The 13015-nt window shown below is 60.8% G+C and carries 13 protein-coding genes and 1 tRNA gene; 4 read left to right on the forward strand and 10 right to left on the reverse strand.

Going from position 1 to position 13015, the window contains the following annotated elements; all coding sequences use genetic code 11:
• Window positions 1-275: 275 nt before the first annotated feature.
• Together CFR80_RS11805 and CFR80_RS11810 are read right to left on the reverse strand one after the other, a co-directional pair.
• Window positions 276-983 (reverse strand): hypothetical protein, encoded by a 708-nt coding sequence (locus tag CFR80_RS11805; protein WP_010513246.1) that lies wholly within the window; start codon window positions 981-983, stop codon window positions 276-278.
• Window positions 980-1624, reverse strand: a complete 645-nt coding sequence (locus CFR80_RS11810; RefSeq protein WP_232275548.1) for a ParA family protein — start codon at window positions 1622-1624, stop codon at window positions 980-982. Before CFR80_RS11810 ends, CFR80_RS11805 begins: the two co-directional genes overlap by 4 nt.
• 405 nt (window positions 1625-2029) lie before the next feature.
• On the opposite strand from CFR80_RS11810, the gene CFR80_RS11815 reads away from it, so the two are divergent.
• Entirely contained in the window at window positions 2030-2527 is a 498-nt protein-coding gene (locus tag CFR80_RS11815) for a hypothetical protein (RefSeq protein ID WP_010513244.1), read from the forward strand.
• A gap of 127 nt (window positions 2528-2654) precedes the next feature.
• Entirely contained in the window at window positions 2655-3218 is a 564-nt protein-coding gene (locus CFR80_RS11820) for a hypothetical protein (RefSeq protein ID WP_010513243.1), read from the forward strand.
• 24 nt (window positions 3219-3242) lie between these two features.
• Here the strand turns inward: CFR80_RS11820 and CFR80_RS11825 are convergent, their stop codons facing one another.
• Window positions 3243-4202 carry an alpha/beta hydrolase gene (locus CFR80_RS11825; RefSeq protein WP_110507409.1) on the reverse strand — a complete coding sequence of 320 codons (960 nt, stop codon included), beginning with the start codon at window positions 4200-4202 and terminating at the stop codon, window positions 3243-3245.
• A gap of 907 nt (window positions 4203-5109) precedes the next feature.
• On the opposite strand from CFR80_RS11825, the gene CFR80_RS19365 reads away from it, so the two are divergent.
• On the forward strand, window positions 5110-5265 hold the full coding sequence (locus CFR80_RS19365; RefSeq protein WP_010513241.1) for a hypothetical protein: 156 nt from the start codon (window positions 5110-5112) through the stop codon (window positions 5263-5265).
• Between the two features lie 308 nt (window positions 5266-5573).
• Here the strand turns inward: CFR80_RS19365 and CFR80_RS19370 are convergent, their stop codons facing one another.
• Window positions 5574-5729, reverse strand: coding sequence for a hypothetical protein (locus CFR80_RS19370; RefSeq protein ID WP_010513240.1), 156 nt, complete (start codon window positions 5727-5729; stop codon window positions 5574-5576).
• 310 nt (window positions 5730-6039) lie between these two features.
• A tRNA-Val gene (locus CFR80_RS11830) sits at window positions 6040-6114 on the reverse strand.
• A gap of 182 nt (window positions 6115-6296) precedes the next feature.
• Here CFR80_RS11830 and CFR80_RS11835 point away from each other — a divergent pair.
• Complete coding sequence (locus CFR80_RS11835) at window positions 6297-7154, forward strand: N-formylglutamate amidohydrolase (RefSeq protein WP_010513238.1); 858 nt, start codon at window positions 6297-6299, stop codon at window positions 7152-7154.
• A 39-nt stretch (window positions 7155-7193) separates the two neighbouring features.
• Here CFR80_RS11835 and CFR80_RS11840 read toward each other — a convergent pair whose 3' ends face one another.
• The 5 genes from CFR80_RS11840 to CFR80_RS11860 all read right to left on the reverse strand — a co-directional run bounded on the left by CFR80_RS11840 (window position 7194) and on the right by CFR80_RS11860 (window position 12799).
• Window positions 7194-7556 (reverse strand): YidB family protein, encoded by a 363-nt coding sequence (locus tag CFR80_RS11840; RefSeq protein ID WP_048855780.1) that lies wholly within the window; start codon window positions 7554-7556, stop codon window positions 7194-7196.
• Window positions 7557-7771: 215 nt separating this feature from the next.
• On the reverse strand, window positions 7772-8458 hold the full coding sequence (locus CFR80_RS11845; protein WP_010513236.1) for an NUDIX domain-containing protein: 687 nt from the start codon (window positions 8456-8458) through the stop codon (window positions 7772-7774).
• A gap of 44 nt (window positions 8459-8502) precedes the next feature.
• Window positions 8503-11454, reverse strand: coding sequence for a glycosyltransferase (locus CFR80_RS11850; protein ID WP_010513235.1), 2952 nt, complete (start codon window positions 11452-11454; stop codon window positions 8503-8505).
• A gap of 51 nt (window positions 11455-11505) precedes the next feature.
• Window positions 11506-12051, reverse strand: coding sequence for an aminoacyl-tRNA deacylase (locus tag CFR80_RS11855; protein WP_010513234.1), 546 nt, complete (start codon window positions 12049-12051; stop codon window positions 11506-11508).
• A gap of 52 nt (window positions 12052-12103) precedes the next feature.
• Window positions 12104-12799, reverse strand: a complete 696-nt coding sequence (locus tag CFR80_RS11860) for a YoaK family protein (protein ID WP_010513233.1) — start codon at window positions 12797-12799, stop codon at window positions 12104-12106.
• Window positions 12800-13015: the final 216 nt, after the last annotated feature.

Here is a 13015-nt window from a genome sequence, read left to right on the forward strand (position 1 = left end):
ATGCGAATTGTCCGGCAGGGTCGTGGGGCTGCCATATGACATGGCGGGCAGGGGCAGCCTGTCAGGTTCTGGTCCTCAATGGCGGAACGGGTGCGCACGCATCCGGCATTGGACCGGGGGATGATGATGGCAGCGATGAAGGGCGCGCGGGCAGGCCACGATGCGCAACAGATCCATGTGGTGCATGAATCGCGCCCTGCGGATTGTTACCTGCCACCCTCTTCCCCTGCGGGGCGCATGACCGGTTCGGCGCTGTCTGCAGGCGGCGGCCCGGGTCAGTCGTTTCTGAACCCAAGCAGTTCCTCCAGTTCCGCAATACGGGCGCGGACCGCGTGGAGGTCCTGGGCCAGTTGCTGTTCCCTGCGGACAAGACGGCGTCGCTCCTCACGCAGGGCGGCCAGATCCATCCGGGCAGCATCATTGGCTGGCGGCATGACTTCCTTACGCAGGCTGGCAATTTCCTTACGTGTGACATCGGGGCGGATCAGGCCGCGTTCGTAGGCAAGTGTAAGCTGCTGGTCGTTCAGAAGCGTGATCTGGTATGCGGTCCCATAACTGCCGGGGCATTTTTCCATCGGAATCCGGCCGCTTTCAACCGCGCGCGCGATCTGCCGAAACTGCGTTGCGGTTGCGTCCGAAAAGGGGAACAGCCGATCTGATCCTGATCGAAGTTTCAGGTATTCCGCTTTCGACAGCACATTTTCCAGATCAAGCAGTGCCCGCCCGATCGACAGGAACGCATCCCTTGCCTGTCCCCAGCTTTCATTGATTTCGGTCCGGACCGCGAGGATGCGTGACACCTTGCCCTGATCTGACAGAAGGGACGTGCCTTCGAATACATCCCGGATCACCGCCACCACATCGTCCTGCACCACGACCTGCGATGTCAGGGTTTCGGCGCGGCTGTCGACCGGTTGCGGGGCGTCATCTTTTTCCAGAAGTTTCAGAAGTCTGCTGCGACCGAGGCGCTGGCCCTTGCTCACTGAAACACCCTCCGCTTCGTGCAGGTCCATAGTTCCTCGAATGATTCCAGCCCCCGGCTTTTGGTGAAATCAAGCAGCGTCAGCCCCTGTGCGCTGGGGACATGCACGTCTTCAAGCTGGGGAAGTTCGACCGGGCAGACATCAGCAATCTTGATCAGGCGGCCACGCACCCGCGCAAACGAATTTGTCCGTCGGTTGGCACGGTTCAGGACCAGCATGCTCCGGCAATGTGTGGTGCTGAGTGCTTCTATCCACGGCGCAACGCTATCGACATCATCCTGTGTGCAGACAGACGGCACGATGACCAGATCCGCCGCCTGCGCCAGACTGGTTATGGCGGCCATATGGTCTTCAACGCTTGGCGGTGTATCAATCACGATCAGGTCGGCCTTGGATGCTGTCTTTAGCGGTGCGCGCCAGTTCTGCAGCGTGCCGGTAACAACCGGTACAGGGGCGAAATCCGGGAACTTGCTGCGTGTATGCGCGCGCCGCTGCCCCCATTTGTCCAGCGTGCCCTGACGGTCATAGTCTATGCCGATCACGTTTAACCCGTCCTGCGCCGCTGCGGTCAGCAGATGCCGGGCAATAACTGATTTTCCGCTGCCGCCCTTCGGTGATGAGACCAAGATTGTTTTGCTCACCCACTTCTCCCGTTTTTTCATCGTCTTCAGCGTTTCAAGCCTGTTGCTTCTAACATTTCCTGCCCTTTGCGCCATAGGGGGTTACGCCTGTTAAGGGAAATTAGACATGTCTAATTGCCATTCAGGGCAGGGGGATTGCCGTTTCTGATGCATGCAGGACGTAATGCGGCGGGACAGATATCCATCATGGCGCGAGGCGAGCGTCTCGGGTTTTTGCAGGATTTACGGGCATGAATAACTATTTATTGCCGCGTATGGGGAATCTGCGGCAATGAAATCGGGCGCGCGTAACCGACCGACCCATTTTTGCCCTGTCCTGACCGCACCGGGGTTAATCCGGACTCGAACCTGACTTTTCTGACAATCGGGCATGATTGTTTCGATGATCTGGTCTAGATATCGCGGATGTCAAAATGCGCGGTATTTCTGAATGGGCCTGTCGGCTCAGGCAAAACCAGTCTGGGGCGCGCCGTAGCAGCGTGCAATGGGGCTGCGTTCATTGACGGGGATGACCTGTCCGATCCGAACCGTCCATGGTTCTGTTCAATACTGCAGACAAGCCGCGCCATCGTGCGTGAAGGGGAACGGCACCTCCAGCAGGGGGAATGCGTTGTCATTGCATACCCGCTGACCTGCATGAACTGGATTTATTTTCGCAGGAAATTTAACGAAAACAATATCAGGACGGTATTTGTCAGCCTGAAAGCGTCGTATGAAACAATAACCGACACACGGCGCGGACGGCATTTTGATGTCGGGGAGCATGACCGGATACAGGACATGATTGCCGAGGGTTATGATGCACGCGCCTTCAGCGACATTGTCTTCGATAATAACGGGTTTGATTTCGGGACAGCCCTGTCCCGGCTGGATGCACAACTCCGTCGCTTTATTGCGCCGTGATAGGCGTCTTATGCAGTCCGGAACTGACCATGAAAATAGCTGCGGTTTTTGATGTTCTGGTGGGAACGATTTTTTCAATCACACCATTCAAACGCGTGGCATCGCTGCGGCTACAGGGGAGGGACGCATGAACCGCAGGCAGGACAGGTCACTTTGGGCACAGGTGGATGGTGCAATTGTGAACAGCGGCGTTGCATGGCTGTGCCGTGCCTGCTTGGCGGTGCGATATCAGTCTATGGAGGATCCGGCTTTCACATGCCGGATATGGGGCCTCGCCGTCAGGCTGTGGGTTGCGTTTGTTGCCACGCTGCGCGCACTGGTCGCGCCAGCGCGCCTTCTGTCGGCGAAGCTGGTGCCGGTGACCGTCAATACTTCCCTGCCCATCCGTCCGTCTGGCTCTGCTTTCATGTCTCTGGATGAACACGATCTTGCCGTACGGCGTGCCAGCAGTAGCGCGGGTTATATTGCAACGACCATCATCGCCATGCCTGGTTTCCTGACCCTGACGGCGCAGGCCGTGCTGGATATACGCTTGCTCCATGATGTGGGGTATGGGGTCGCCGCGCTCCTGCTGTTCGGGTGCATCGCCATGGTGAACATTCCCTACCTTTGCCGGGCCACGCAATACCGGGCAGCCATTGTAGTAGAATGGCCGCGGTATGAATCCGGCTGGACCTGTTCCGGTATGTAATGTGACAGAACAGGTCCGCACGCATCAGCGTGAAGCGGACAGGACGAAATCCGCTATGGCTGGCACGACGGCGGGAACAAGCGGCAGGTCGGGATTGGCGTAGGTCGCAAGATTGACCCGACGGTCAGCGGACGTAACGGGCTTCAGCACGTGGTTTGTATCTGGCAGCATGATGAATTTCGCTGCCGGGTCGGCCTGTTTCAGGACGCGCGCATCCGCGACACTGACCTGCATGTCACGTTCACCCTGCACGATCAGGACCGGTTTATGGATCGTGGAGAGAAGTTTTGCCGGGTCAATCGTGAATTCGCTGATCAGGAAATCCTGGATCGCAGGATGAAAAAGCCGCTGCAGGGCGGGATGAAACTGGCTGACATCAATGTGGCGTCCAGCTTTCAGGTTCGCGATCGCGGCCAGTGCCTGATCCAGCACCGGTGCATTTGCCGGGTTGGCCCTTAGCTGTTCCGCAAGCGTCTGGTCGGTTGGACGACCGGGTGTCGCCAGCAGGATCAGGCCGCAGATATCCGTGCTGTCCTGCGCTGCCGATAGCGCAACCAGACCGCCTTCACTATGGCCCAGAACCCAGAGGCATCGTGCACCCGTCATGTGCCGGATGGACGCGATCCATGAATGAACATCCGTTGCGTAATCGCCAATTGTTACGGCATTTGCATCGGGAATGGCGCCAGCGCTTGCATACATGCCCCGTTTGTCAATGCGAACGGTCGTGATGCCACGTGTGGCCAGCCCTTCGGCCAGCAGCCTCAGTGTCGCCGCCTTCAGCCCCAGCGGGCTGTTCCCGTCCCGATCCGTCGGCCCCGATCCGGGGATCATGAGCACGACAGGAACACCCCTGCCGGGGGACAGCATGGTACCCGCCAGCGGCCCTTTCGGCCCCGGCGCCGCGACGGCTGTCTGGACGACCGGTGGGGAAGGCGTGGTCGCACGGGCCGTTATGGAAAGGAGTGAGACGGGAACGACCATCGCCACAAAAATCATTGATCTGCGCATGAACCGCATAAGGCAGTCTCCGGTTCTCTGTCTGGCTGGTTATCGCGGTCTGTTCCTCATGCGGGCGTACCGGACCGGTACGACAGGCCAGAAGTCTTTTATTGACAGACATTATGGAAAAAGCCTGAAGGGTGATCTTTTATACCAGCATATAACAATAACGGAAAAAAACGATCTCGCGATATGGTCGTCACGGTCCTGCATGTTTCCCGATCGACTGACGGGCATGAAACGACCAGCTCTCCGGCGACACATGGGGGCATCTGCCTGAGGATATCTATCCCATGAACGGCGCCGTCATGCTGTCGGCACGGGACTTATGGATTTGATGTGTCAAAAAAACTTTGGCGGCCTGAGCATTCCCATTCGGCACTGACATGTCTGAACCCGGTTTCCTCATTCCAGCCAGCCCCTGAAATCGACAGGAAAGGGAGAGGGATGTCGTGTGACAGTTCCGTTCATTGACGGTCTGCATGGCGTCCGTAATGCTTGTGGCGCATGTTTTTATCGGACGGCATCATCCTCTCCCTGCCTATCGGATTTCTTATGGTTCCCCGTCAGGGCTTGTCGCCGGGAGCGGTGCAAGCGTAGGTCTTTGACCGTGGATGACGGGCAAGGTTCTGTGCGATCGAATATGTCAGCAGAAGTGTCCCGGATGTTTGGGCGTCCTGTCCATACGGGCATATGCGGTAGCCACGGCTCTCAATATTGCGCTTCGGGAGTGGCTGGTTATCTGACTTCAGATTACCAGGGAAACAGACTGGAGTGTCCTCTCTGTGTCGAACATCGGGATTGGCAGGACAGCATCGCAATTGACGTTTGTCCCGGCGTATTAACGCGTCATGGCTGAACATGCAGGCGAGTTGGAAGGTGAGGGGTAATGAATAAAAAGGTCGCAACTGTAATATTTGCCGTCGCAGTGTGTGCGGTGGAGGGAATGATGATGTTTACCCCACCATATTCGCCCGTGAGTGACCTCATTGCCGCAGGCGTTTTCGCAGCCTGTGGCTTCGCCGTCGGCTGGACGTTGAAATGATCCGTTTCCTGAAATGGCATGTGTAGCCCAGGGCTGAGATCGAGGGGCTATACAAATTCAACCCTGCACTGATCAACGGGGCAGGAATGCAAATATTGGTGCCTGATCAATTCTCTTTTGAAAACGTATCGGTCTGCTGAAGTCCTTGCCAAATACGACCGTCCATGCGGCGACAGATAAAGGATGTCATGCATCTGACACCGGAATGATGCGCGGTTTCCGCTCATGGCCGCCTGAGGTGATCAGGTATCAGGCATCTTCCCGGCAGCGGCAGCCGTGGCTTTCTTGATGGTCGCGTCTCATCCCTGTCAAAGACGGCCCACGCAGGGGATATTGCGGCAGTCGTGCAGCCTGGCTTCAAAGTGTGCGATATGACTGAACGGTCGATCCTGTCCGCCGCGACGCACCAGTGGCGTCACGTTCACGAATTGCGGATGGGCTACAACCGGTGCGGAAATCATCATGCGAGATGCCTGCGGCTTCTTCCGCCGCAATCACGTTGCGCAACACGTCAGGAAAGACGCCGTGCAGGGCAAATGCGGCGCTGCGGTAGTGTGACCGGCATCAACCGGATGGGTGCCGCAGCGGGGTGACTATAATGGAAGGGGAGCAGGGGTACAGGCGCCTATATGCAAACATATGCAGAACAGACTGCACCACTTTTGCACACATTCATGCTGGTGCATGATGGATCATAGTGGGCGCTAATGGCTCAAACCCCATATGGGATTATCACACAACACGCTAGTTTTTGGCGGAATATCCGGAGCCGAGTGGTGGGCGCAACAGGGATTGAACCTGTGACCCCTACCATGTCAAGGTAGTGCTCTACCGCTGAGCTATGCGCCCAATCGGCTCCGGTGAGGTGGCTTTTACTCACCCTTTCAGAGGGATGCAACCCCTGTTTTAAAAAAAATCACATTGACCCCAAAGCAGCCACCTGTCCCTATGGCATGCATGTGCTCTCCCGCCTTCCTGCCTGTGATCCTGCGCGGCCATTCACGGCTGTCGCGTGCGGAAAAAATGCCGTGATGGACCCGGTCGCGCCGCCTTTCCACATCCATCGTCCCGATGGGGCGGGAACACCCGTCATCGTGGCCTCTCCCCATTCCGGGCGGGAGTATCCGGCGGAATTCCTGCGCATGTCCCGGCTGGACGCCCGTGCCCTGCGCCGGAGCGAGGATTGCTACGTGGACCAGCTGTTCGCGGCGGCGCCGGGGCAGGGGGCCACATTGCTGCATGCAACCTTTCCCCGTGCCTATTGCGACGTCAACCGCGAGGCATGGGAACTTGACCCCACCATGTTCAGCGAAAAACTGCCTGACTGGTGCAACACGACCAGCAGCAAGGTACGCGCGGGGTTTGGCACGATTGCGCGCATGGTATCCCATGACGGGCCGATCTATCCGCGCCCGTTGCCCTTCAGCGAGGCCGAGGCCCGGATCCGTACCTGCTGGCAGCCCTATCATGACGCGCTGGGCTGCCTGGTGGATGACAGCATGACGCGGCATGGCTGCTGCATCCTGCTTGATGCCCATTCCATGCCCGCGCTGAAGGGGCGGGGCATGCAGGCTGATTTTGTTCTGGGTAATGCATGGGGCACGGCATGTTCACCGCAGCTGACGGCGCTGGTGGAACAGGTGCTGGTTGGCCATGGGTACGACGTGGCGCGTAATGTCCCCTTTGCTGGCGGGTATGTCACGCGGCATTACGGGCGCCCGCGCCGTGGCGTGCAGGCGCTGCAGCTGGAAATCAGCCGGGCACTGTACATGGATCAGGACACGCTGGCGCCCCATGCGGGTTTTGCCGCGGTGCAGGCGGTGTTGCGCGATCTGGTGGACCGTCTGGTCCTGTATGGCGGCCTGTTGGGACAGCAGGCGGCTGAATAGCGGAAGGCCGGGCGCAAGGGCCCGGCCCCCGTCATGCAGTCAGGCCGTCTTGGTGGGAACCTGTCCCTGGGGCGTCTGGGTATTGACGGCTTCGGGCAGCAGGTGGGCCAGGACGGGCAGGATGGTGGCGGCGGGCAGGCCGGTCTTGTCCACCATGGCCTGGACCTGCTGGCTGCTGAGCAGGCTGCGCAGCTCATCGGTGGAGATCGGCAGGTTATGGCCGTCCCCGATCCATGACCGGACCTTGTCCCCCAGTCCGGCCTGTTCCGCCTGCGACACCAGCGTGCTGAGGGTCTCGGGGGTCAGCAGCTGCGACAGATAGGAGTGCACCTGCTGCGACAGGCCCGATGCGCCTGCAAGGTCGCTCAGCTTGCCCATTACATCATTGAAGATACCGCTCATTCTGCTTTCTTTCCCGTCTCTCGTATGGGTGGGGTGCCGAGTATACGACACGACAGACAGTTATAGGAAATTTTGATAAAACAGGCCAAAAAAAAGCGGTGCATATGCACCGCTGAGTTTAGGGAGGAAACGTCCAAGAAGCAGGTGCACAAGGCAGTCTGCTTCCAGACTTTATGAGTGTCCTCACGGGGTTGTGTCAACAAAAAAAGCGGCGCTTACCGCCGTGCCTGATACATGTGCCATGAAAGCAACGTTTTGGCGTCCGTCATGCCGATATGTGGCAGGTCCGACAGGTTCAGGACATGCAGGCGGATATATTCATTTTCCCGTGCCAAGCCGGTCTGCCGGTCCGACAGGGCACGGGCCTGCGGTTCGGTTATGTGCAGTTCGGCATAATACAGGCCAATCGCCTCGTCACACCCGCCGGGAGACAGCCAGACATCGGTCAGTTTCACCAGATCCTGTGCACGGACCTGCAGGTCCACGCCGACTTCTTCCGACAGTTCGCGCAGCGCGGTGCTGACAAACGCGCCGCCATCCAGCATCCCCGCTGGCAGCGCCAGCAGATCGGGCCGCGCCACGGGCACCCGTGCCTCGCACGTGACCACGGTCCGGTCGGGATAGCCGGGGCATTTCAGCACCAGCAGCACCGATACGGAATCCCCGCGCAGCAATGCAATGCCTGGAACGCGGTGGCCGTCATGCAGGGCATCGGCCTCGACCAGTATGAATCCCATGCGGTGTGCATCAAAGGCAATGGCGTCGCGCACCAGCACGTGGCGCAGGGTGAAGCGTTCGCGCATGCCCTGATACCACCGGCGGAAATGCGGTGCGTCCAGCACCCGGTCGTGCAGGGTTGCGTCAATGCCGGGGGCAAAGGAAATATTTTCCGTCTGGGTCATGTTTCCGGTTCCTGTTGGTAACGTGCCGGAAACAGGTCTGGCCCTTATCCCGGTGTGAATACGGCGTTCATGATGTCTGCCACCCGGCTGGCGTAATCCTGCGGGGCATGTTCGGTGGCGATGCGGGTCAGTGCGTTATCCCGCACCGTGTCCCACAGGGTCTGGTCATGATAGAGGCGCACGACCTGCCGCGCAAAATCCGCCGGGTCCGTAACACTGGCGCACAGCATGTCCTGCCCGTCGCGCCAGCCCGCCTGCTGGCACAATAGCGGCGACCCGACTACCGGCAGGCCGTTGGCGGCGGCTTCATGCAGTTTGTAGGCAATACCGGCGGCATAGCGGGTCGGTGCCACGAACACGCGGTGTTGGTCGTAAACCGGGGCAGTGTCCGCGACACGGCCCAGCATGCGCACGTTGGGATTGTGGCGCAGCGGGCCAAGGTCAACGCGCGGTCCGGTATGGCCGCAGACGGTAAACCGGATATCCGCGCCCAGTTGCGCTACCAGCAGGGGCAGGACCTCGCTACTGAACCATGCGAGCGAGTCGAGGTTGGGCGAGCGCATTTCATGAACCGCGCCAAGGAACAGGATATCCCGCCGTGCGGCCCATCCCGGCCCGGTGGGCCTTGGGACCTGCACGTGGCCAAGGACCGACACGTTGTCAAAGCCCGCGGCGCGCAGCAGGTCAGACTCCGCTGCGTTGACCGCGACCACGCGCTGCGCCAGGAACAGGGGGCGCAGTTCACGTTCCAGCCGTTCGGACAGCGGCGGTGACGGGGTGATGTCATGCAGGCGGTCGTATTCCATGTCCCGGCAGGCAACCAGTGCCTCGGTATCGACTACGATGTGGTCGGCGGGAATGCAGGATGCGGCATCGTTCAGGATACTGGCCACGCGGGCGGCGTTCTGCGTGCGGGCGATCCAGATCGCGTCGAAACACCCGCTGCGCGCGCGCAGGAAATCGGGCAGATCGGGCAGTTCGCGGTCGTGGATGACCTCCACGGTCTCGGGAAAGGCGGCGGCCAGTGTCGCGGCGCTTTCGATCGGGCGAAAGATGGGAAAGACCGTAACATGATAGCCAAGGCCCGCCAGTGTGGTCACGATGTCATTCGACCGGGTGAAGCCCGATCCCAGGTGGCGCAGCGGCAGCCTGTCCTCGATGAACAGGATGTGGCGCCCGTCATCCGCATGCCGGGCGCGGGCCTGCAGGGGATCATGCCGCAGCAGCCTGCGCCGCAGTGCGGGACCGTGCCTGCGGGTGAACAGGTCATTGTTGCGCGCGATCAGTCGTGACGCGCTGGTTCCATCCGACGTGCCACATTCATAATGCACAAGGCAGACGCCCGGGTCGTACATGATCCGGTATCCCAGCGTGCGGATGCGCATGCACAGGTCGGTTTCCTCGAAATAGGCGGGGGCGAAGCTTTCATCGAATCCGTCAAGCACCTGCAGTACGTCCGTCCGGACCATCAGGAACACGCCCGAACAGAAATCCACCGCTCGGACGAACCCCGCTTCGGGCACGCATGGATGGGCGTCGCGCATGTAGCCCTGCACTGATCCGTCGCGCCAGATCAGGCTGCCCGCTTCCTGCAGCAGGCCATGCGTGCGGATGACGCGGGCCCCGACCGCGCCGGTCGCCTCGTCCGCCATCAGCCGCGACAGCGCGCGCGCTACCGCACCATATTGCAGGTCCACGTCGTTGTTGAGGTATAGCGTGGCAGGTGCCCGCACCCGCGCCAGCGCCGCATTGCACCCGCGCACGAACCCGATATTGCCCGCAAAGCGCAGGACCTCGATCCCGCGCACGTGGTCCTCGATCCCGGCCACGCCATCGCGCGACCCGGAATCCACCAGCAGGACCTGCATCGACCCGTGATAATTCGCGCGTAACGAAGCAAGGGTGGACATGGTCAGCGCAAACTGGTCATGCGCCACGATGATGACGCTCAGCGCAGGCGGCGCATCAGACGTGAAATCGATCCCGCCATTCAGCAGCAGCGGCAGGCGGGCGTTGCACATGTGGCGGAACAGGGTGCGGGCCTGTTCTTCCGTGATCATCGGCGGTGGGGACGGTTTCAGGTCGGGGCGGGCGGCAAGGTAATGGCCCAGCCCGTCGCGCGCGCGCCGGGCGGCGATATCGGCCTGGACGCCAGGGTCGCGCATGTACTGCGCAAGGTCCAGTGTCGAACACGGCTTGCGCTGTTCATGCACGCCATCACTGAGGAAATGGGCATAGCCGTTGCGCAGGTTTCCGGCCTCGATCGCGCCGAGCACGTCCGGGTTGACCATGGCATAGAAGGATTCGGAAAAGAATGGCCCCGGATCGAACGCCTGCGGCGTGGTATTGCACAGGTAATGGTGCAGGGCTCCGCGCCACATGCCCTGCGTAATGTCCGCATGGGCGTCGGGATAGGTCTGTGCATACCATTCCGCATCGAAATACAGCGATACGCTGCGGCAGGGCAGGGCGGCCATGCCCCGGCGCAGGTAATCGGCAAAGGGGTGCGTGGTGGTGTCGTGCTGGCATTCCGCCAGCAGGGCAAGGTAGGTTTCGGGATCAAAAAAGCACGACCCGCTGCGCATTTCCCCATCGCCCGTGCGCAGGTAATGGTCATAGGCGTTGCGGTAGCCCCCGGCTGCCAGCGTTGCGGGCGTGATGTCGGGATAGGCCGCCAGATAGGTGCGCGTATCAAACAGCCAGTGCGGGTCGTGCGTGTCCAGCCCCGCATTCAGGTAATGGTCGAACCCGCTGCGCCATGTGCCAGCCAGCACCTGCTGCGCAACATCGGGATAGGTGGCGCGGTACCAGTCCTCATCAAAAAAGGGATTGGGCGAATGGCCCAGCGCCGCGCCGTGTGCTTCATAAAACGCCTGCGCCTGTTCGGGCGGAATATCCATAAGGTCGAGCATCGCCGCATGGCGGGCGTAGTACCATGCGGGATCGAATGTGGCCCACCCGGCAGCCATTTCCGCATTATCCGAGGAAACAGCCATCGTGCATTCCTGTCCCTGTTCTGTTCAGGGACGGGTTATGCACGTCAAAGGTTAATTTTTGATTGGTTCCGCCGAGGCGGGCGGCGCGGAAATATCGGCCACCTGCGCATCTGCCGCCTTCTGCGCATCAGCGGGGGTAATGCGCACCACCAGTCCCTGGTCGCCAGCATTGATATAGACATGCGGGCACGCCATAGCGGCTGCGGACAGGACGACGGGCAACTGATGCTCCTGTCCGAACGGGCTGGTCCCGCCGGAGCGGAAACCGGTCAGGTCAGCTGATTTTTCTGGGCTCATCATCCGTGCGTTGCGGCCATCGAACAGGGCCGCGACCTTCTTGAAATTCACTTTGTGGTCGGCGGGCACCACCAGGCAGACCGGTGTCCTGCGGTCTACTTCCACCACCAGCGTCTTGAGCACACAGCCCGGGTCTGCCCCGATGGACTGCGCCGCCTGCATCCCGATCAGGCCGCCGCCGGGGGCGTATTCATAATCATGCACCGAAAAGGGCACGCCGCGAGCGGCCAGGAATTCGGTGGCTTTCGTCTGTTGTATCACGTTCTGCTCCCGCTGGTCGCGGGCGTGCCCGCGTTTCATGCACCAAGGATAAAATAGCACCCGGTGCCATGCAAGTGCCTGACAGGCGACCTCAGCGCGGGTGCCTCGCCCGCCACAGCCCCGGTATGGCCAGCATGACCAGCCCGCCCCCCAGCAGCACCAGCAGCCGCATGCCATACAGCCGGTAGCCGATCGCGCCACCCACGCCCCCCAGCGCGAAACAGGCAATGATCGCGCCATGCAGCCGTACCCGTTCGCGCACCCGCATTGCCCTGGGGTCCTGCAGCAATTGCGCAAGTTCCATGCCCAGGTCGGTCAGCATGCCTGTCATATGGGTGGTGCGGACCCGCGCACCGGAAATATGGGTGACGGTGGCGTTCTGCAGCCCCATGAGGAAACCCATGCCGTATCCCAGCGCGCCTGCTTCCATCCATGCGGGCAGCAGGATGGACAGCATCCCCAGCGCCGCCAGCAGCGCACCCTCCAGCGCAATGCTGGCGGCATGGACCGCGCGCATGCCCAGCCTGCGCCCCGCCCCCACCAGCAGCGTGGCCACACACCCGCCCATGACAAACGCCCCGATCAGCCCGATACACGACAGGGCGGACACCATGCCCCCATCGCCCACGCCAACGGCCAGAGCTGACAGGTTGCCGGTCATGTTGGCGGTGTAATACCCCAGTGCCAGAAACCCGGCCACATTCACCCCGCCCGCCGCCGCCGCCAGCGTACAGCCCAGCCGCAGGTCGGTACCTATATTGCGTGACGCCCCTTCGTGAACCAGCATGCCCCGTGTTCCATCCATAGCGGGAAGCCGCCCGCCCATAACCTGTGGTATCCGCCATGGGGCGGGGGATGTGCAACCCGAAACACCACGGGGCATGCGCGCGCGACCTGATCACATCATGGGGTCACGACACGAAAGTGTACTTTACGTACGCTTAGAGTGAACCCAACAAGAACGTTGAGGCTGTTCTGCTGAGAGTTCGATAGACAGTTGGCC

The organism is Komagataeibacter oboediens (genome assembly GCF_003207815.1).
GTDB classification, from domain to species: Bacteria; Pseudomonadota; Alphaproteobacteria; order Acetobacterales; family Acetobacteraceae; genus Komagataeibacter; species Komagataeibacter oboediens.